We start from the raw sequence: 18,784 nt of genomic DNA on the forward strand, positions 1-18,784 counted from the left end.
GAAGCGGTCGAGCAGCTCTACGGGGTGTCGCCGGCCAACACCACGACGTCCTCCGCCCGGAACTCCACCGCGACCCCGGCGCCCTCCTCCGGAGCCTCCCCGAACGGGAGCTCGGCCTCCAGTACGGGCCCGTCGGCCGGACGCAGCCGTACGAGGACCCGGCTGCCCCGGAAGGTACGGGACTCGACCGTCCAGACCGGTCCCTCCGGCACGATCCGCACCCCGCCCGGGCGGACCAGGAGCCGCCGCTCCCCCTCCGGGGAACCGTCCGGCACCGGTACCTTCCCCCACACGGTCTGCGCGACCGGGCCGGTCACCCGGGCCGCCACCACGTTGTCGAAGCCGAGGAACCGGGCCACGAACTCCGACGCGGGCCGCTGCCACACCTCGGCCGGCGCACCCGACTGGGCGATCCGCCCGTCCTGCATGACCACGACCCGGTCGGCGAGCGCGAACGCCTCGCCCTGGTCGTGGGTGACGGCGAGGACCGTGGTCCCGAGCCGCCCGAAGAGCTGTCGCAGTTCGACGACGAGCCGCTCCCGCAACCCCCGGTCGAGCTGGCCGAGCGGCTCGTCGAGCATCAGCAGCCGGGGCCGGGGCGCCAGCGCCCGGGCCAGTGCGACCCGCTGCTGCTCACCGCCGGAGAGCGCGCCGACGGATCGTCGCTCGGCACCCGGGAGGCCGACGAGGTCGAGCAGTTCCCGCACCCGCTCCGCCTGCTCCGCCTTCCCGGCCCCGCGCATCCGCAGCCCGAAGGCGACGTTGCCGCCGACGTCCCGCTGCGGGAAGAGCTGGTGGTCCTGGAACATCAGTCCGACGCCCCGCCGGTGCACCGGGACCCCGTCCTGGTCGGCATCGCCGAGCAGGACCCGGCCCCCGTCGAGGTGCTGGAGCCCGGCAACGACCCGGAGCATCGTGGACTTGCCGCTGCCGCTCGGGCCGAGCACGCACACGATCTCGTGCTCGGCGACCTCCAGGTCCACCGCGTCGAGCACGACCCGCTCCCCGAACCGTACGGTCGCCCCGTCGAGCCTCAACATCAGAACTCCCCGGAGGTCCGGTCGGTGCGGAGCCGTTCGAGCAGCAACAGGGACACCGCGCACACCACCATCAGGATCGTCGAGAGGGCCATGGCCTGGCCGTAGTTGAGCTCGCCGGGGCGGCCGAGCAACCGGGCCACCGCCACCGGAAGGGTCGGGCTGTCGGGCCGGGCGATGAAGACGGTCGCCCCGAACTCGCCGAGAGACACCGCGAACGCGAAGCCGGCCGCGATCAGCAGCGCCCGCCGCACCAGGGGCAGGTCGACCTCCCGCCAGGCCCGCCACGGCGAGGCCCCGAGCACGGCCGCCGCCTCCCGCAGGCGCTCGTCCACCGCACGCAGGACGGGCAGCATCGTCCGCACCACGAAGGGAACGCCCACCAGGGCCTGTGCGAGCGGGACGAGGATCCAGCTGGCCCTCAGGTCGAGCGGCGGCTCGTCCAGCGTGATGAGGAAACCGAAGCCGACGGTGACCGCGGAGACCCCGAGCGGCAGCATCAGCAGGGCGTCGAAGCCCCGCACCAGCCTCCCGGCCCGCCGGGTGAGGGCCGCCGCGGCGAGCCCGCCGATCAGCACCGCCAGGGCGGTGGCGGCCACCGCGTACCGCAGCGAGTTCCCGATCGCCTCCAAGGGCGGGACGAGGAAGGTGCCGGCCTCGTCGAGGGAGCCGAGCGCCCGGTAGTAGCGCGTGCCGTAGCCGTCGGGCCCGGCGAAGGACCGCTCGACGAGCACGCCCAGCGGCAACAGGATCAGCAGCGCCACGGAGAGCAGCACGCCCGCGAGCAGCGCCCACTGCCCGACACCGCTCGGCCTGCGCGCCGTGCGCTCCGGCGGGACGAGCCGCAGTGCGCTCTCCCGGCGCCGCACCACCCCTGCGTGCACGGCGAGGATCGTTCCCACCGCCACGAACTGCACCAGCGTCAGGACGGCGGCCGTGGGCAGGTCGAGCAGCCGTGCGGTCTGCCGGTAGATCTCCGACTCCAAGGTGGAGTAGGCGTTCCCGCCGAGGATCTGGACGACGCCGAAGGAGGTGAAGGTGAAGAGGAAGACCATCAGTGCGGCAGCCGCCACCGCCGGCACGAGCGCGGGCAGCGTCACGGCCCGCCAGGCCGTCCAGCGGGAGGCCCCGAGCACCCGGGCGGCCTCCTCCTGGCGGGGGTCGAGCTGGGACCAGAGGCCGCCGACGGTCCGCACGACGACCGCGTAGTTGAAGAAGACGTGCGCCAGCAGGATCGCCCACACCGTCGTGTCGAGCCGCAGCCCCCACAGGTCGTCGGTGAGCCCGCCCCGCCCGACGAGCGCCAGGAACGCCGTGCCGACCAGGACGGTCGGCAGCACGAACGGCACCGTGACGACGGCCCGCAGCACGCCCTTGCCGGGGAAGTCGAAGCGGGCGAAGACGTACGCCCCCGGCAGGGCGACGAGCAGGGTGAGTCCGGTGGAGGCGAACGCCTGCCACACGGTGAAGCCGAGCACGTCGAGGACGTCCGGTCGGCTCAGGGTCTCGCCGATCCGTCCGAGCCGCCAGACGCCGTCGGGGCGCAGTCCGCGGTCCACGATGGACACGACGGGCCAGGCGAAGAAGACCCCGAAGAACGCGACGGGAAGGGCCATCAGCCCCAGCCGCGCCGCGTTCCCCCGGACGGCCCGTCCTACTTCAGGACGAGCGACGACCACTGCTGGATCCACGGGTCACGCTTCTCGGCGATCTTCTCGGGCGCCATGGTCTCCGGCTTCTCGACGACCACGCCGTGCTGGGTGAAGAGCTCCGGCAGCGCCGCGTCCTGCACCACCGGGTTGACGAACATCTGGAGCGGCATGTCCTCCTGGAACTCCTTCGAGATCAGGAAGTCGATCAGCGCCTTGCCGCCCTCGGGGTTCTTGGCCCCGTTCAGCAGGCCCGCGAACTCGGTCTGCCGGAAGCAGGTGCCGGTGGAGACCCCGGTGGGGGCCACCTTCGGCTGCGGCTCGCCGTAGAGCACCTCGACCGGCGGGCTGGAGGCGTACGACACGACGAGCGGCCGGTCGCCCTTGGCCTGCTTGCCGCCGGCCGAGCCGGAGAACTCCTGGTTGTAGGCGAGCTCCCAGCTGTCGACGGTCTTCACGCCGTTGGCCTTGAGCTTCTTCCAGTACTCGGGCCAGCCCTCGTCGCCGTAGGCGGCGGCCGTGCCGAGGAGGAAGCCCAGGCCCGGGGAGGACCGCTCGGGGTTCTCGACCACCAGCAGGTCCTTGTACTCCGGCTTCGCCAGGTCGTCGAAGGTCACCGGCGGCGCCAGCTTCTTGCCCTCGAAGTACGCCTTGTCGTAGTTGACGCAGATGTCACCGGAGTCGATCGGGGTGACCCGGTGCTCCTCGTCGAGCCGGTACACCGCCGGCACCCGGTCCAGGCCCTTCGCCTCGTACGGGACGAAGATCCCGTTGTCGAGGGCGCGGGACAGCAGCGTGTTGTCGACGCCGAAGAAGACGTCGCCCTGCGGGGACCCCTTGGTCAGGATCTCCTTGTTGACGGCCTCGCCCGCGTCACCGCTCTTGAGGACCTTGACCTTGAAGCCGGTCCGCTTCGTGAACTCCGCCAGCACCTCCTCGGAGGCGTTGAAGGAGTCGTGGCTGACGAGGGTGACGGTCTTGGGCGCGGGCGCCTCGGTCTTGCCCGCCGTGCTCCCCGCGTCCTCGGCGCCGCACGCGGCGAGGCTGGTGACGCCGAGCGCCGCGACGAACGCGACGGCAGCGGCCTTCTTGATGCTCACTGGTTTTCCTCCTGGGCATGACCAGGAAGAGACGCGGCCCCGCCCGCACCCGGCGGAGGCCGGACGCGGGCAGGGCGCAACAGCTTGAGTTACGACCGAACTTCCTACCCAGAATGACCTGGGCGAGGTTCAGAGGGTCTGCGGTCCTACGGTGACCGCACTCTCAGCGCTGTGGCGCTCCCCTGTCGGAATATGGAGATGTGTTCGAGCTCAGACTACAAGGTCAGCGCTCGGCGGCCGCGAGCTGTCCACAGGCACCGTCGATCTCCTGTCCCCGGGTGTCCCGAACGGTCACCGGAACCCCGTGGCGGGCGATGGCCTCGACGAAGGCCTTCTCGTCCTCCGGCCGCGACGCCGTCCACTTCGACCCGGGCGTCGGGTTCAGCGGGATCAGGTTGACGTGCACCCGCTTGCCCTTGAGCAGCCGGCCGAGCAGGTCGCCCCTCCACGCCTGGTCGTTGATGTCCCGGATGAGGGCGTACTCGATGGAGATCCGGCGCCCGGACTTCTCGGCGTACTCCCAGGCCGCGTCCAGGACCTCCCGCACCTTCCACCGCGTGTTGACGGGCACGAGGGTGTCGCGCAGCTCGTCGTCCGGGGCGTGCAGCGACACCGCGAGGCGGCACTTGAAGCCTTCGTCGGCGAAGCGGAGCATCGCCGGCACGAGGCCGACGGTGGAGACGGTGATGCCGCGCTGCGACAGCCCGAGCCCGTCCGGCTCGGGGTCCGTGAGCCGGCGGATCGCCCCGACCACGCGCTTGTAGTTGGCGAGCGGCTCGCCCATGCCCATGAAGACGATGTTGGAGAGCCGCGCCGGGCCACCGGGCACCTCGCCGTCGCGCAGGGCCCGCATCCCGTCCACGATCTGGTGCACGATCTCGGCGGTCGACAGGTTCCGGTCGAGGCCGGCCTGTCCGGTCGCGCAGAACGGACAGTTCATGCCGCAGCCGGCCTGCGAGGAGATGCACATGGTCACCCGGTCCGGGTAGCGCATGAGCACCGACTCCACGAGCGTGCCGTCGTGCAGTCGCCACAGGGTCTTGCGGGTGGTGTCGTCGTCGCACGAGATGTGTCGCACCACGGACATCAGATCGGGCAGCAGCTCCCCGGCCAGCTTCTCCCGCGAGGCGGCCGGGATGTCGGTCCACTCGGCGGGGTCGTGCGCGTAGCGCGCGAAGTAGTGCGTGGACAGCTGCTTGGCGCGGAACGGCTTCTCGCCGATCGCGGCGACGGCCTCCTTCCGCTCGGCGGGCGTGAGGTCGGCCAGGTGCCGCGGCGGCTTCTTGGCTCCGCGGGGGGCGACGAAAGTGAGTTCTCCGGGCTTGGGCATGGTGCTACCAGTGTCGCAGACACTTCCCGGTCCCCAGGGGCTCCGGCCTCCGGCGGTGGTCCTCCTGGGCCGTCCGGGGCCGCCGGGGACGGCCCCGGAGACGGCCCGGAGACGGCCCGGAGACGGCCCGGAGACGGCCCGGAGACGGCCCCGCAGCAGGGTCGGCGGCGTCATCGCCGCACGGCCCGGCCGCCCGAGAGGCTCGGGTTTCCCTCGATCCCTCCCCACGGGGAACCCCGTCCGCGCGCAGCTCCATGACGGCCTCGGGCGTCAGGTGCCCCCTCGCTCCGGGCCTGTCGGAGGGGTCGCCGGCGATCTCCTCGTCGCTCCAGGTCGACGGCGCCTTGAGGCCGTGTGCAGGCTGCCGGACGTAGGCGGCCACCGGTCGACGCACCTCGACGTCCGCCATGCGCCACGGGGCCGTGAAGGTCGGGACCGGCAAGCCGTCCAGGGCCCCGGGGCAGACGAGCGTCTCATAGCGTCCGGGCCCCCGCTCCGACCGTCCGGTGGCCAGGACTTCGGTCAGTTCGACGTCCTGGCCAGGCTCGCGGTACGTCTCCTGGGCCACCACGTCCGCGAACTGCTGGACCGTGATGAGGTGCGCGCCCCCCACGCCACGCCGTCCGCCGTGGGGTCGCAGAACCCGCGCCCGCCCGTCCACACGGGGGATTCGGTGGCGAAGGAGACCTGTCCGGGCAGGGTGACCGCGACCGACCTCTCGGGAGGGCTCCCGTCGCGGCACCCCGGGTAGACGCGCGGGGAACCCGGCAATCGCCCTCCTGCGAGGTAGCGGCCGAACCGTTCCGCGTCCGTGTGGGAGCCGTAGGAGGCGTACCAGACCCGTTGCGGCCGGACGTCACTCGTCCGGAGCGGTTCCAGGGGGCGGGCGGTGGACACGATCACTCCGCAGGCGCGTCGTCGCGGACCGCACGTCGCGGTCCTCCGGCAGGACCGTGACCGTCGTCCGGAGCGGTTCGCCGTCCCCGCCCCGTCCGTGCGCCTCGTACCACCCGCGGGCTCGGGCACGGTGCCACCCGTGTGGCAGGCGCCGGTGCCCGGTGCGGTCAGCCCTCCGGGGCTCCGGGGGGCACGGCGGGGATGCGGGAGGTGAAGAACAGGGCGAGGACGGAAGCACCCGCGAGGACGGCGAGCGCGGCCCGCAGGCCGTCGAGGCGTGCGGCGGCATTGGCCTCCAGCGCGGCCTCGGTCACCGCGGGGGCGGTGCCGGCCTCGTCGAGGGCCGTTTGGAGCTGCTCGTCCGACAGGAAGGGAACTCCGCTCTGCAGCTTGGTGGCGGCCTGGTTGCTGATGTCGGGAGGGACCGCGGGGTTCTGCGCGATGCTGGTCAGGAAGGAGGAGGTGAGCGCAGCGATCATGATCGATCCGGCCAGTGCGGTGCCGACGGAAGCGCCGAGGTTGGTCACGGCGTTCTGGATGCCGCCCACTTCCGCGCTCTGCCGGTCCGGTACGGCGGAGACGGTGACGGCACCGAGCTGGGAGGCCAGTGCCCCCATGCCGAGGCCGACCAGCAGGAGCGGCAGGGTGACGATCTCCGCACCGGCGTCGGCGTCGAGCGCGGCCATCAGGACGATCGCGCCGGCGAGCAGCGCGAAGACGCCGAGCCGGACCACCCGGCGTGGTGAGGCCTTCGGGAAGAACCGGGGGACGAGGAGCGCGGCAGCGAGCAGGGCCAGGGAGAGCGGCAGGATGTGGGCGCCGGTCGACAGGGCGGACAGCCCCAGGGCGACCGAGAGGTAGAGCGGGACGACGAAGAAGACGCCCATCTGGACCAGGTACTGGAAGAAGAACATGGTCAGCCCACCGTTCAACTGCCGGTTGCGCAGCATGGCGGGGTCGATGAGCGGTTCCCGGCCGCGGGTGACGAGCCGCGCCTCCCAGCGGAGGAAGAGCCAGACCAACAGCAGTCCCGCCGTCACCGTCCAGACGACCAGGGACACCCCGAGCCAGTCGGGGGCCCCCGGCTTGGGCCTGACCCAGCCCCACTCGCCGGAGCGGAGGACTCCGTAGACGGCGGTCCCGAGGCCGGCGGCGGAGAGCAGGGCGCCGACGAGGTCGATGCGCGGGCGCTGCTCGCTCACGGCGTCGGTGATGCGGCGGGCGAGGACGATGATGACGAGCACCAACAGCACTTCGCCGGCGAAGACCCACCGCCAGGAGAAGTAGGTCGTGGCCAGGCCGCCGATCAGCGGACCGACCGCGACCGCGATGGCACCGGCGGCGGCCACGGCGCCGTAGGCGGCCGCACGCCGTTGGGAGGGGAAGTTTCCTGCGACCAGGGCCACGATCGCGGGCATGATGAGCGCCGCTCCGGTGCCTTCCAGGAGCGACCAGCCGAGCAGCAGGACGGGCAGGTTCGGGGCGAGGGCCGTGGTGAACGAGCCGACCCCGTAGACACAGGCACCGATGAGGAACGCCCGCTTGCGTCCGATCAACGCCCCGATCTTGCCCCCGGGGATCATGAGCATCGCCATCACCAGGGTGTACGCGGTGATGGCGCCCTGGATCCCGGTGACCGTCGTGTTCACGTCGTCGGCGACGGTCGCGATGGACACGTTCATGACGGAGCTGTCCAGCGCCATCAAGAACTGGCCGGCCGCGAGGGTCAGCAACACGAGACCCGCACGGGCGGGTTTCTCCTCACGGCGCGCCCCAGGAACCATGGGTGCATCCTGCACGGGCGGCCCGCGAGGACCGCCCGACGCGCCGCGGGCGTCCACCGCTCGGCCCAGTCGCAGCCGCCCGTGGACCCGGGACGGGGAGTCCGTGGGCCCGGGACGGGGAGGCTTCCGTGCAGGGAACGGCCGGCATGCGAGAGGGCCCGCCGCCCCTCGTCCCGGGGCGTCGGACCCTCGTGCTGCGCTGCGGCCGTGTCGGCCGGTGTCGACGGAGGGTCTCAGCCGGTACCGACGAAGAGCGCGAGGAGCAGCCACACCACCGGCGCCGTCGGCAGCAGGGAGTCGAGCCGGTCCATGATGCCGCCGTGCCCCGGCAGCAGCGTGCCCATGTCCTTGATGCCCAGGTCGCGCTTGATCATCGACTCGCCGAGATCGCCGAGCGTCGCGCTCGCCGCCACCGCGAGGCCGAGGAGCAACCCCTGCCACCAGGCACCGTCGTCGATCATGAACTGCATACACAGTGCGCCCGCGGCCATCGCGAACGCCACCGCGCCGAACAGGCCCTCCCGGGTCTTTCCGGGGCTGATCCGCGGGGCGAGCTTGTGCTTGCCGAAGCGCCAACCGACGGCGTACGCCCCGGTGTCGCTGACCACGGTCAGGATCAGGAAGGTCAGCACCCGCTGCGGTCCGTCGTCCGCGGTCAGCAGCAGCGCCACGAAGGTCGCCAGGAACGGCACGTAGAAGGCGGCGAAGACTCCCGCCGTGACGTCCTTGAGATAGCCCTCGGGAGGCTCCGTCATCCGCCAGACGAGCACCGCGAGCGCCGTGAGGGCCATGGCCACCCAGGCCCCTTCGGCGCCCCGGACGTAGCCGGCGACCACCATCGCCGCGCCACCGACCGCGAGCGGGACCAGCGGGGCCTTGATCTCCTTGCGCTCCTGGAGGCGGGAGGTGAGCTCCCACAGTCCGACGACCACCGCGACCGCTACGACTCCGACGAACGCCGGCTTCCAGATGAACAGCGACGCGATGATGACGGCTCCGAGGCCGACCCCGACCCCTATGGCCGCACCCAGGTCGCGGCCCGCGCTCTTCTTCTGCCGCGGCGCCATCGGGGCGGGCGGCGGAGGCGGGGTGGGGCTGGACATGGGCTCCTGTGGGTGCTCGTGCGGCGTGTCGTCACGGAACAGGGGACCGCTCTGGTGAGCGGCCCCCCGGCCGTGACCGTCCTGGAATCCGCCGGCGGGAACGTCGGGCACGATGGGCATGGGCCGAGTCTGCGCCGCCTGATGCCGATCGTATGCGGGACCCGCCGGGGCAGGCCCCTGGTCGGGTCCCCCGCGGCCTGAAACGGCCGGGGCACCCCAGGAAGAGTCGTTCATCAGACCTCGAGCAGCTCGGCTTCCTTGTGCTTGAGCAGCTCGTCCACCTGCGCGACGTACTTCGCGGTGGTGTCGTCGAGCTCCTTCTCGGCGCGGCGGCCCTCGTCCTCGCCGACCTCGCCGTCCTTGACGAGCTTGTCGATGGACTCCTTGGCCTTGCGACGCACCGAGCGGATCGAGATCTTCGAGTCCTCGGCCTTGCCCTTGGCGACCTTGATGTACTCCCGGCGGCGTTCCTCGGTCAGCTCCGGGAACACCACGCGGATGATGTTGCCGTCGTTGCTCGGGTTGACGCCGAGGTCCGAGTCCCGGATCGCCTGCTCGATGTTGCGCAGGGCGCTCTTGTCGAACGGCGTCACCACGGCCATGCGCGGCTCCGGGACGGAGAAGGACGCCAGCTGGTTGATGGGGGTGATGGCGCCGTAGTAGTCAGCCACGATCTTGTTGAACATCGCCGGGTGCGCACGGCCGGTGCGGATCGCGGCGAAGTCCTCCTTGGCGACCACGACGGCCTTCTCCATCTTCTCCTCGGCCTCGAGGAGGGTCTCTTCGATCACCACTTGCTCCTGCGTGTCGTCGCGTTGTGTCCTGCACGGTGTACGACCGGCAGGGCTCTGTCCATCCCCTTGCGGGGCGGTTCCCCGGTTCGGGTCAGGCCCGGGTGCCCTGGTCGCTCACGAGCGTGCCGATCTTCTCACCCTTCACCGCGCGCGCGATATTGCCCTCGGCGAGCAGTTCGAAGACGAGGATCGGGAGGCTGTTGTCCCGGCACAGGGTGATGGCGGTGGCGTCGGCGACCTTGAGGTCGCGGGAGATCACCTCGCCGTACCCGAGCGCGTCGAACTTGACCGCGTCGGGGTTGGTCTTCGGGTCGGAGTCGTAGACGCCGTCGACTCCGTTCTTGCCCATGAGGAGGGCCTCGGCGTCGATCTCCAGGGCCCGCTGGGCGGCGGTGGTGTCCGTGGAGAAGTACGGCATGCCCATGCCCGCACCGAAGATGACCACACGGCCCTTCTCCAGGTGGCGCACGGCGCGCAGCGGAATGTACGGCTCGGCGACCTGGCCCATGGTGATGGCCGTCTGGACGCGCGAGTCGATGCCCTCCTTCTCCAGGAAGTCCTGCAGGGCGAGGCAGTTCATCACCGTGCCGAGCATGCCCATGTAGTCGGAGCGGGCCCGGTCCATGCCGCGCTGCTGAAGCTCGGCGCCGCGGAAGAAGTTGCCGCCGCCGATGACCACCGCGATCTCCGCGCCGTCGCGGACGACCGCCGCGATCTCACGCGCGATGGCGTGCACGACATCGGGGTCGACGCCCAGGCCGGTACCGCCGGAGAAAGCCTCTCCGGACAGCTTCAGCATGTAGCGGCCGGCCTTTTTGCCGTTGTTGTCGTCGCCCTGTACGGCGCGCTGGTTCATGGATGTCTCCTCGTGCACATACGAAGGAGGCCATTGCCCTGGGTCCTCTCGGTATCCCGTACGGCAATGGCCTCCTCGTCAGATCTGCGATCGTCCTGCGCGTGCGCGGACGACTGCCTCAGACCCTACCGGGGTCCGGTGCCCGTCGCGTTCGCGTACGGACTCAGATGCCGACCTTGATGCGGCTGAAGCGCTTCAGGGTGACACCGGCCTCGTCCAGGATCTGCTGGACGGACTTCTTGTTGTCAAGGGCGTACGGCTGGCCGAGCAGCGTGGCGTCCTTGAAGAAGCCGTTGACGCGACCCTCGACGATCTTGGCGATCGCGGCCTCGGGCTTGCCCTCGGCGCGGGTGGTCTCCTCGGCGATGCGACGCTCGGACTCGACGACCTCGGCCGGGACGTCCTCGCGGGTGAGGTACTTCGGCGCGAAGGCGGCGATGTGCTGCGCGACGCCCTTGGCGACCTCGGCGTTCTCCTTGTCGAACTCGACGAGGACACCGATCTGCGGCGGCAGGTCAGGCATGGTGCGGTGCATGTACGCGCTGACGAAGCCGTCGGCGTACTGCGCGAAGCGGTCGAGGACGATCTTCTCGCCGAGGTTGGCGTTGGCCTCGTCCACGAACGCCTGGACGGTCTTGCCGGCCTCGATCTCGGAGGCGAGCAGGGCCTCCAGGTCGGCCGGGGAGGTCGCGGCCACGTGGGCGGCGAGCGCGTTGGCGACGGCGAGGAACTTGTCGCCCTTGGCGACGAAGTCCGTCTCGCACTTCAGCTCGACGAGGACGCCGGAGGTGTTGTCGTCGGCGATGAGGGAGACGACGGCGCCGTTCTCGGCGGAGCGGCCCTCGCGCTTGGCGACACCCTTCTGGCCCTTGATGCGCAGGGCCTCAACGGCCTTGTCGACGTCGCCGTCGGCCTCGTCCAGGGCCTTCTTGCAGTCCATCATGCCGGCGCCGGTGAGCTCGCGGAGCTTCTTGACGTCAGCGGCGGTGTAGTTCGCCATGAGTCTGTTTCTCTCTCGAAGTCTGAAAGATCGGGCGGGTCCACGGGTGGACGGCGGGAGCTTCGTGGGCCCCCGCCGTCGTCACCCGAAGGTCCTGAGGGACCGGAAGGGTCAGGCCTGCTCGGCGTCGGCGGCCGGAGCCTCGGCGGCCGGAGCCTCGGCAGCCGGAGCCTCGGTGGCCGGGGCGTCGGCAGCCGGAGCCTCGGTGGCCGGGGCGTCGGCGGCCGGAGCCTCGTCAGCCTTCTTCTCACCCTCGAGCAGGTCGCGCTCCCACTCGGCGAGCGGCTCGCCGGCAGCCTTCTCGCCCGGCTTCGAGTCGCCGGTCGCGGCGCCGGAGCGGGCGATGAGGCCCTCGGCGACGGCGTCGGCGATCACACGGGTGAGCAGGGTGACGGAGCGGATCGCGTCGTCGTTGCCCGGAATCTTGTAGTCGACCTCGTCGGGGTCGCAGTTGGTGTCGAGGATCGCGACGACCGGGATGTGGAGCTTGCGCGCCTCACCGACGGCGATGTGCTCCTTCTTGGTGTCGACGATCCAGACGGCGCTCGGCACCTTCTGCATCTCGCGGATACCACCGAGGGTCTTCTCCAGCTTGGCCTTCTCGCGGGAGAGGACCAGGAGCTCCTTCTTGGTGAGACCCGAGGCGGCGACGTCCTCGAAGTCGATCTGCTCGAGCTCCTTGAGGCGCTGCAGACGCTTGTAGACGGTGGAGAAGTTGGTGAGCATGCCACCGAGCCAACGCTGGTTGACGTACGGCATGCCGACACGCGTCGCCTGCTCGGCGATGGCCTCCTGGGCCTGCTTCTTCGTACCGACGAACATGATGGAGCCGCCGTGCGCGACGGTCTCCTTGACGAACTCGTAGGCGCGGTCGATGTACGACAGCGACTGGAGCAGGTCGATGATGTAGATGCCGTTGCGCTCGGTGAAGATGAAGCGCTTCATCTTCGGGTTCCAGCGACGGGTCTGGTGACCGAAGTGGACGCCGCTCTCCAGCAGCTCCCGCATCGTGACGACGGCCATGGCCGTATCTCCTTGGGTTTCTCGGTTGTGTTCCTGACACCCCGGCGCGCCATGCCGCGAAGGACCGAAAGGCGCTACCGCCCGTTTCGAAGACGAGTGGCGGGGCGTGCGAAGTCGACTCGGTGACCCGAGTCGCCATAGGAAGTGTACGGGACCCCAGGAGCCGTGGGTGACGAGCTTCTCCACAAGCGTCGATCAGTCCACAGAAAACGTCCGATGCCGTCATGAACCAGACGTGCCGGGGAACCTTCCTCCATGAACCTGATCAGCCTGCTCACGGCCCTGGCCGTCTTGTGGCCGGTGGGCCCTCCCCCACCGGAGGTCCTCCGCGGCTGGCGACCGCCCCCCGGCCCGTATGCCGCCGGCCACCGCGGCATCGACCTCGCCGCCTCCCCGGGCACTCCGGTCCTGGCCCCGACAGCGGGGACGATCACCTTCGCCGGCCCGGTGGGGGGTCGTGGGGTCCTCACCCTCACCCTGCCCCGCTCGGGCGCTCCGCCCCTGCGGACGACCTTCACCCCGGTGAGGCCCCTGCTCCCCGCCGGGAGCCGGGTGGCAGCGGGCGCCCGGATCGCCGAGGTCACCGCGGGTTCCCACTGCCCCCGCGCCTGTCTCCACTGGGGACTCCTGCGGGGCTCCCGGTACCTGAACCCGCTGCTCCTGATGGGACGGGCCCCGTCGCGCCTCCTGCCCCCGGTCGATCCGGAGCGACCGGAAGGGGGGCCCGGCGCCGCCGGGCGCCCGCGGGGCTCTCCGCCCTGAGGGGAACCGGCGGGACGCACGGGTCCGCGGAAGGGGCGGCGCCCGCGGCGGGCCGGGGGACGGGGCACAGGAGAGGAGCGCTCCGCAGGCATCCGCACGGGCGACGGTCCGCCGGAAGGGTCAGGCCGGGGGGCCGCCGACGCCGTGGAGGGCCATGCTCACGGCGGCCTCCGCGATGTCCGTGGGATCCTCGGCCGCACCGAGCTCGATGCGTCGGACGGCGGCGTCGACGACCCCCTGGAGGAGCATGGCGCCCAGACGGGGCTGGGGCTGGCCCAGGGCGGCCAGGACTTCCACGACCATGGTGACGAGTCCGCCGTGCGCGGCGCGGATCTTCTCACGGGCAGCGGCATCGAGTTCGCTCGCCGAGATGGCGACCACCGCGCGGTGGCGCCGGTCCCCCACCAGTTCCAGCTGGGTGCGGACGTACGCCTCGACCTTGTCCTCCGGACCGTCGGCGGCGGCCATGGCGGCCTCGACCTCAGCTGCCCAGACGGGGAAGTCGACGGCGCAGAGCTCCTCGACGACGGCGGCGCGCGATCGGAAGTACTCGTACACCGACGAACGGGCGAGGCCCGTGCGCTCGGCGAGGGCGGGGAAGGTCAGCGCCTCCGTTCCGCCCTCGGACAGCAGGGATCGGGCGGCATCCAGCAGGGCGCCGCGCTGCATCGTCCGGTGCTCGGCCACCGAGGCCGCTCGAATCCTGGGCACCGCTCCACTGTACGACCGCCCCGTGGCGGTCAGCGCCCGACGTCGGCGAGCTTGGCACGGAGCTGGAGGACGGACTTGGTGTGGATCTGGCTCACACGGCTCTCGGTGACGCCGAGGACGTGACCGATCTCGGCCAGGGTCAGGCCCTCGTAGTAGTAGAGCGTGACGACGGTCTTCTCCCTCTCGGGGAGGGTGTTGATGGCGCGGGCGAGCAACCGGCGGAGCTCGCGGTCCTCGGCGACCTCGACGGGGTTGTCGGCGGCCGTGTCCTCCAGGGTGTCCATGAGCGAGAGCCGGTCACCGCCCTCGCCACCGACGTGCAGCAGCTCTTCCAGGGCCACCACGTTCGCCAAGGACAACTGGCTGAAGACCGCATGCAGTTCCTCCAGCGTGACGTCCATCTCCGCGGCGACCTCGCTCTCGGAGGGGGTACGACGGAGACGGGCCTCCAAGGTCGCATAGGCGCGTTCGACGTTGCGCGCCTTCTGGCGGACCGAGCGCGGGATCCAGTCCAGGGCGCGGAGTTCGTCGATCATGGCGCCGCGGATGCGGGTGATGGCGTAGGTCTCGAACTTGATCGCCCGCTCGACGTCGAACTTCTCGATGGCGTCGATGAGGCCGAAGACCCCGGAGGAGACGAAGTCGGCCTGCTCCACGTTGGACGGCAGCCCGACGCTGACCCGCCCGGCGACGTACTTGACGAGCGGCGAGTAGTGCAGGATCAACTGCTCCCGCAGTCGCTCGTCGCCCGTGTCCTTGTACGAGCGCCACAGCTCGTCGAGCGAGGTCGGTGCGGGCGGTCGCACGGCGCCCCGGGCTGCTGGGGGCACCGCAGCGCGGTCAGACCCGGAGGTGTGCTGGGGCATGCGTTGCCTTGAGCCGTTCTGCTGTCGGGTGTGTCGGTGGGGGTGTCCTGGAGGGAATTCTGGTGAGCGTAGCGTGAGTGGGCCGTCGCGGTACGCGAACATCGGCGGATCGCGCCGCTCCGAGTGGACGCGGTCGATCGCATCTTCGAACCCGGGCCACGGCACACGTCGGCCCCCCGGATGCGGCCGAGAGAACTCGATTGTTCATCCCCGTCACCCTTTCACCCGAATGCTCCAGGTCAAGTACCGCCTCGCCGCGCGTTCGACGGTTCTGTGGCGGTGTTCGTCAATCGCCAGCCTTCCCCGTACCGCACGACGAAGCCGAGCGAATGGAGTTCGTACAGCTTGGCAAGGGTGTCATCGGGTGTGGTCCCTGCCCGGCGGGCAATGACGGTGGCGGGGGTCGGACCTCCGGCGGGAATCGCTTCGAGGACGCGTGCGGTCGAGGCTGCGAGGAGGTCGCGGGGCAGGACGGGACCCCGCCGGACGGGGGCGAGCTCGCCGATGTCGCCGATGAGTTCGACGATCTCCTCGACGTCGGTGACGAGGGTGGCGTCGCCGCGCAGGAGTTCGTGGACGCCTGCGGAGAGCGCACTGGTCACGGGGCCGGGGACGCCCATGGTGTGGCGGCCGAGCCGTGCGGCTGCACGCGCGGTCACGAGGGAGCCGCTGCGGTGTTGCGCCTCGACGACGACGGTACCGCGGGTGAGGGCGGCGATGACCCGGTTGCGGAGGATGAAGCGGCTCGGGGTGGGATGGCTGCCGGGCGGCAACTCCCCGAGGACGAGTCCTTGTTCCGCGATGCGCTGGATGAGCTGGTCATGGCCGCGGGGGTAGGGGTTGTCGACGCCGCTGGCCAGGACGGCAACGGTGGCGCCGGAGGCCGCGAGGGCACCCCGGTGTGCGGCTCCGTCAATGCCGTAGGCGGCACCGGAGACGACGGCCCAACCCTTCTGGGTGAGACCCGCGGCGAGCTCGGCGGCGGTGTGCGCACCGTACGGGGTACAGGCCCGGGCCCCCACGAGCGCGACGGAGCGCAGGGCCCAGGTGCGCAGGTCGGCGGGGCCGCGGACCCAGAGGCCGAGGGGTCGGGCGTCACCGAGGTCGTCGAGTTGACCCGGCCACTCGAGGTCACTGGGGACGAGGAAACGGCCGCCGAGCGCATGGACGGCGTCGAGGTCGTGTGCGGGGCGGGCGGAAGCGGCACGGAGGCGCCAGGAGGCGATGCGCTTCGGTCCGGTGCCGGGGAAGGGCGCGGAGGGATTGCCGTCGCCCTCCGCAAGGAGGCGGCCGAGGAAGTCGGCGGCGCCGTACTGGCGGAGCCACCGCCCGGCGTGTTCGTCGCCGGGCTCGACCGCGTGGCTGAGGGCGGCGCGGGCCAGCCGCTCATCGGCGAGGGCGGTGACGGTGGGGGTGGTCATGCGCGCTCCCCCGCTCCGCAGGACGCTCCGCGGGCAACACCGGTGCGGAGTTCGAGGGCGAGGGCCACGTCCTGGCTTCGGGGTCGGTCGTGCCCGGTCAGATCGGCGACGGTCCAGGCGACGCGGAGGACGCGGTCGAGACCACGGGCGGTGAGGAGGCCGCGCTCGACATCGTGCTCGGCAGCGGCGAGCGCTCCGGGTGCGGCGAGGTAACGGGTGCGGAGCTCGTGCCCGGGGATCTCGCCGTTCACCCGCCAGGGCGTGTCGGCGAGACGGGTCACGGCTCGGGCGCGGGCCTCGCGGACGCGGTCGGCGACGGTGGCGGTGCGCTCGCCCGGGCCGGTGCGGCCGAGGAGGTCGGCACGGCTGACGGGTTCCACTTCGACGCGGAGGTCGACGCGGTCGAGCAGGGGTCCGGAAAGGCGCGCCTGGTAGCGGCGGACGAGGGAGGCGGGGCACTCACAGCCCGCGCCGTACCGGCCGTGTCGACCGCAGGGACAGGGGTTTGCGGCGAGCGCGAGGAGGAAGCGGGCGGGGAGACGGACGACGCCGGCGGCGCGGGCGATGACGACGTGCCCGGATTCGAGGGGTTGGCGGAGCGCGTCGAGTGCCTTGCCGGAGAACTCGGGGGCCTCGTCGAGGAACAGGACGCCCCGGTGGGCCAGGGAGACGGCACCGGGCCGGGGAAGCCCGTTCCCCCCGCCGACGAGGGACTGCATGGTGGCGGAGTGGTGGGGTGCGCAGTAAGGAGCACGGCGGACGAGGGGTTCCCCGGGCGGCAGGATGCCGGCGACGGAGTGGACCGCCGTGGCCTCCAGGGACTCCTGCCGGGTGAGGGGCGGGAGGATGCCGGGGAGCCGCTCGGCCAGCATGGTCTTCCCGGCGCCCGGCGGCCCGGAGAGGAACAGGTGGTGGCCGCCGGCGGCGGCGACCTCCAGGGCGAGGCGGGCACGGCGCTGGCCGGCGACGTCGGCCAGGTCGGGCCCTTCGGTGTCGGTCGGATCGGTCACGAGTCCGCTGCCGAGGCCGGCACCGGGGGCGAGGAGCCCGTTGAGCACGACGTCGGTCCGGCTGTCGGCGATGTCCTCCTCCGGGACGGGCTCGCCGCTGAGGACGGCGATCAACTGGCGGAGGCTGCGGATGCCGAGGACGGAGACGCCGGGCACCAGCGAGGCCTCGCCCGCGGCCTGTTCGGGAACGACGACTTGGTCGTATCCGGCGTCTGCGGCGGCGAGGACGGCGGGGAGGACCCCGCGGACCGGGCGGACCCGTCCGTCGAGCCCGAGCTCGCCGATGAGGACGAGGTCGGCGACGGTCCGGGGGTCGATGCGCTCGGCGGCGCCGAGCACGGCCGCGGCCACGGCCAGGTCGAACCCGGATCCCCCCTTGGGAACGGACGCCGGGCTGAGGCCGACGGTCAGTTTCTTCTGGGGCCATTCGGCTCCGGAGTTCGTCACGGCCGCACGAACCCGGTCGCGGCTCTCGCTGAGGCTCTTGTCGGGGAGGCCGACGAGGGTGAAGGCGGCGACCCCGGGTTCGAGGTCCGCCTGGACCTCGACGACGACGCCCTCGACGCCGACGAGGGCGACGGAACAGGTGCGGGCGAATCCCATCAGGCCACCCCCTGGGCATGGGTGAGCACGGGGGTGCCCCTGCGCGGCACGACGATGCCGACCAGATCGATGCGCACGCCTCCGGCGGGGGCGGGGCCGTCGTGGCGGTCGAGCCAGCAGGCGGCGAGGCGGCGGAGCCGCTCGGCCTTGCGGGGCGTCACGGCCGCCATCGGGTGCTCATAGCCCCCGTCGCGTCGGGTCTTGACCTCGCAGATGACGAGCGTGTCGCCGTCGCGGGCGACGATGTCGATCTCGCCGGTCCGGCCACAGCGCCAGTTGCGGGCGAGGATGTGCATGCCGGTCTCGGCGAGCCGGCGGCTCGCCAGCTCTTCTCCGTACCGTCCGAGGGCCTGGGTCGCGTTCATGCGGTACCACCTCCGTCACCGAATGTGACGGAGCGGGGCGGTGCGCGTGCGGCCCTGTGGAGGGTTCCGGGGCTGTGGAGAACCTCATCACCCCTGCGGGTGATCTCATCCGGAGAGGCCCGGACGGGGCGCGGTCTCAGCTGCCGGGAAGTTCGAGGTCGCTCTTGTTGAGCTCCTCGATGTTCACGTCCTTGAAGGTGAGGACACGGACCTGCTTGACGAACCGTGCGGGCCTGTACATGTCCCAGACCCAGGCGTCCGCCATGCTGACCTCGAAGAAGACCTCGCCCTGCACCGAGTGCACCTGCATCTCGTAGTCATTGGTGAGGTAGAAGCGCCGCTCGGTCTCGATCACGTATTTGAACAGCCCGACGACGTCGCGGTACTCCCGGTAGAGCTTCAGCTCCATCTCGGTCTCGTACTTCTCGAGGTCCTCGGCGCTCATGGCATGTTCCCCTTCAGCCGTGCGTCCC

General features: G+C 71.4%; 18 protein-coding genes and 1 riboswitch. Of the genes, 1 reads left to right on the top strand and 17 read right to left on the bottom strand.

Going from position 1 to position 18,784, the window contains the following annotated elements; genetic code table 11:
* Window positions 1-17 precede the first annotated feature (17 nt).
* From ACFW22_RS22570 to rpsB, 11 genes are all read right to left on the bottom strand, one after another.
* On the bottom strand, window positions 18-1,040 hold the full coding sequence (locus tag ACFW22_RS22570) for an ABC transporter ATP-binding protein (protein ID WP_386407533.1): 1,023 nt from the start codon (window positions 1,038-1,040) through the stop codon (window positions 18-20).
* Window positions 1,040-2,653 carry an ABC transporter permease gene (locus tag ACFW22_RS22575; protein WP_386407536.1) on the bottom strand — a complete coding sequence of 538 codons (1,614 nt, stop codon included), beginning with the start codon at window positions 2,651-2,653 and terminating at the stop codon, window positions 1,040-1,042. Before ACFW22_RS22575 ends, ACFW22_RS22570 begins: the two co-directional genes overlap by 1 nt.
* 38 nt (window positions 2,654-2,691) lie before the next feature.
* Window positions 2,692-3,786, bottom strand: coding sequence for a thiamine ABC transporter substrate binding subunit (locus ACFW22_RS22580; protein ID WP_386407539.1), 1,095 nt, complete (start codon window positions 3,784-3,786; stop codon window positions 2,692-2,694).
* Between the two features lie 83 nt (window positions 3,787-3,869).
* Window positions 3,870-3,980: riboswitch (TPP riboswitch) on the bottom strand.
* A 29-nt stretch (window positions 3,981-4,009) separates the two neighbouring features.
* Window positions 4,010-5,116, bottom strand: a complete 1,107-nt coding sequence (rlmN, locus tag ACFW22_RS22585) for a 23S rRNA (adenine(2503)-C(2))-methyltransferase RlmN (RefSeq protein ID WP_125661713.1) — start codon at window positions 5,114-5,116, stop codon at window positions 4,010-4,012.
* Between the two features lie 4 nt (window positions 5,117-5,120).
* Entirely contained in the window at window positions 5,121-5,729 is a 609-nt protein-coding gene (locus tag ACFW22_RS22590) for a hypothetical protein (protein WP_386407543.1), read from the bottom strand.
* Window positions 5,730-6,180: 451 nt separating this feature from the next.
* Complete coding sequence (locus ACFW22_RS22595; protein ID WP_386407546.1) at window positions 6,181-7,797, bottom strand: MFS transporter; 1,617 nt, start codon at window positions 7,795-7,797, stop codon at window positions 6,181-6,183.
* 233 nt (window positions 7,798-8,030) lie between these two features.
* Window positions 8,031-9,134: a phosphatidate cytidylyltransferase gene (locus tag ACFW22_RS22600; RefSeq protein WP_386407549.1), complete on the bottom strand. Its 1,104-nt coding sequence runs from the start codon at window positions 9,132-9,134 to the stop codon at window positions 8,031-8,033.
* On the bottom strand, window positions 9,134-9,691 hold the full coding sequence (frr, locus tag ACFW22_RS22605) for a ribosome recycling factor (protein ID WP_055641105.1): 558 nt from the start codon (window positions 9,689-9,691) through the stop codon (window positions 9,134-9,136). Before frr ends, ACFW22_RS22600 begins: the two co-directional genes overlap by 1 nt.
* A 94-nt stretch (window positions 9,692-9,785) precedes the next feature.
* Window positions 9,786-10,550 carry a UMP kinase gene (gene pyrH / locus ACFW22_RS22610; protein ID WP_386407553.1) on the bottom strand — a complete coding sequence of 255 codons (765 nt, stop codon included), beginning with the start codon at window positions 10,548-10,550 and terminating at the stop codon, window positions 9,786-9,788.
* A 163-nt stretch (window positions 10,551-10,713) separates the two neighbouring features.
* Window positions 10,714-11,550, bottom strand: coding sequence for a translation elongation factor Ts (gene tsf, locus ACFW22_RS22615; protein WP_386407556.1), 837 nt, complete (start codon window positions 11,548-11,550; stop codon window positions 10,714-10,716).
* A 111-nt stretch (window positions 11,551-11,661) separates the two neighbouring features.
* Complete coding sequence (rpsB, locus tag ACFW22_RS22620; RefSeq protein ID WP_386407559.1) at window positions 11,662-12,573, bottom strand: 30S ribosomal protein S2; 912 nt, start codon at window positions 12,571-12,573, stop codon at window positions 11,662-11,664.
* Window positions 12,574-12,828: 255 nt separating this feature from the next.
* Between rpsB and ACFW22_RS22625 the strand changes: the two genes are divergently transcribed.
* Window positions 12,829-13,335: a M23 family metallopeptidase gene (locus ACFW22_RS22625; RefSeq protein ID WP_386407561.1), complete on the top strand. Its 507-nt coding sequence runs from the start codon at window positions 12,829-12,831 to the stop codon at window positions 13,333-13,335.
* 120 nt (window positions 13,336-13,455) lie between these two features.
* On the opposite strand, the gene ACFW22_RS22630 is transcribed toward ACFW22_RS22625, so the two are convergent.
* The 6 genes from ACFW22_RS22630 to ACFW22_RS22655 all read right to left on the bottom strand — a co-directional run bounded on the left by ACFW22_RS22630 (window position 13,456) and on the right by ACFW22_RS22655 (window position 18,756).
* Complete coding sequence (locus ACFW22_RS22630) at window positions 13,456-14,022, bottom strand: TetR/AcrR family transcriptional regulator (RefSeq protein WP_386407614.1); 567 nt, start codon at window positions 14,020-14,022, stop codon at window positions 13,456-13,458.
* 53 nt (window positions 14,023-14,075) lie between these two features.
* On the bottom strand, window positions 14,076-14,912 hold the full coding sequence (whiG, locus tag ACFW22_RS22635) for an RNA polymerase sigma factor WhiG (RefSeq protein ID WP_384882906.1): 837 nt from the start codon (window positions 14,910-14,912) through the stop codon (window positions 14,076-14,078).
* A gap of 239 nt (window positions 14,913-15,151) precedes the next feature.
* Window positions 15,152-16,333 (bottom strand): DNA-processing protein DprA, encoded by a 1,182-nt coding sequence (gene dprA, locus ACFW22_RS22640; RefSeq protein ID WP_386407564.1) that lies wholly within the window; start codon window positions 16,331-16,333, stop codon window positions 15,152-15,154.
* Window positions 16,330-17,946 (bottom strand): YifB family Mg chelatase-like AAA ATPase, encoded by a 1,617-nt coding sequence (locus ACFW22_RS22645; protein WP_386407567.1) that lies wholly within the window; start codon window positions 17,944-17,946, stop codon window positions 16,330-16,332. Before ACFW22_RS22645 ends, dprA begins: the two co-directional genes overlap by 4 nt.
* Window positions 17,946-18,311 (bottom strand): YraN family protein, encoded by a 366-nt coding sequence (locus tag ACFW22_RS22650; RefSeq protein WP_386407570.1) that lies wholly within the window; start codon window positions 18,309-18,311, stop codon window positions 17,946-17,948. The genes ACFW22_RS22645 and ACFW22_RS22650 overlap by 1 nt, the downstream gene beginning before the upstream one ends.
* 136 nt (window positions 18,312-18,447) lie before the next feature.
* Window positions 18,448-18,756: a DUF2469 domain-containing protein gene (locus ACFW22_RS22655; RefSeq protein WP_005311352.1), complete on the bottom strand. Its 309-nt coding sequence runs from the start codon at window positions 18,754-18,756 to the stop codon at window positions 18,448-18,450.
* Between the last annotated feature and the right edge of the window lie 28 nt (window positions 18,757-18,784).

Origin of the sequence: Streptomyces sp. NPDC058872, assembly GCF_042743065.1 — a bacterium.
In the GTDB taxonomy this organism is placed as follows: Bacteria; Actinomycetota; Actinomycetes; order Streptomycetales; family Streptomycetaceae; genus Streptomyces.

Bases quoted from the DNA above. Each gene is read 5' to 3' on its own strand.
- ACFW22_RS22575 (WP_386407536.1), bottom strand. From the start codon at position 2,653: ATGGCCCTTCCCGTCGCGTTCTTCGGGGTCTTCTTCGCCTGGCCCGTC.
- whiG (WP_384882906.1), bottom strand. From the start codon at position 14,912: ATGCCCCAGCACACCTCCGGGTCTGACCGCGCTGCGGTGCCCCCAGCA.
- rlmN (WP_125661713.1), bottom strand. From the start codon at position 5,116: ATGCCCAAGCCCGGAGAACTCACTTTCGTCGCCCCCCGCGGAGCCAAG.
- ACFW22_RS22645 (WP_386407567.1), bottom strand. From the start codon at position 17,946: ATGGGATTCGCCCGCACCTGTTCCGTCGCCCTCGTCGGCGTCGAGGGC.
- ACFW22_RS22600 (WP_386407549.1), bottom strand. From the start codon at position 9,134: ATGAACGACTCTTCCTGGGGTGCCCCGGCCGTTTCAGGCCGCGGGGGA.
- pyrH (WP_386407553.1), bottom strand. From the start codon at position 10,550: ATGAACCAGCGCGCCGTACAGGGCGACGACAACAACGGCAAAAAGGCC.
- ACFW22_RS22595 (WP_386407546.1), bottom strand. From the start codon at position 7,797: ATGGTTCCTGGGGCGCGCCGTGAGGAGAAACCCGCCCGTGCGGGTCTC.
- ACFW22_RS22625 (WP_386407561.1), top strand. From the start codon at position 12,829: ATGAACCTGATCAGCCTGCTCACGGCCCTGGCCGTCTTGTGGCCGGTG.
- ACFW22_RS22570 (WP_386407533.1), bottom strand. From the start codon at position 1,040: ATGTTGAGGCTCGACGGGGCGACCGTACGGTTCGGGGAGCGGGTCGTG.
- ACFW22_RS22655 (WP_005311352.1), bottom strand. From the start codon at position 18,756: ATGAGCGCCGAGGACCTCGAGAAGTACGAGACCGAGATGGAGCTGAAG.
- rpsB (WP_386407559.1), bottom strand. From the start codon at position 12,573: ATGGCCGTCGTCACGATGCGGGAGCTGCTGGAGAGCGGCGTCCACTTC.
- dprA (WP_386407564.1), bottom strand. From the start codon at position 16,333: ATGACCACCCCCACCGTCACCGCCCTCGCCGATGAGCGGCTGGCCCGC.
- tsf (WP_386407556.1), bottom strand. From the start codon at position 11,550: ATGGCGAACTACACCGCCGCTGACGTCAAGAAGCTCCGCGAGCTCACC.
- ACFW22_RS22650 (WP_386407570.1), bottom strand. From the start codon at position 18,311: ATGAACGCGACCCAGGCCCTCGGACGGTACGGAGAAGAGCTGGCGAGC.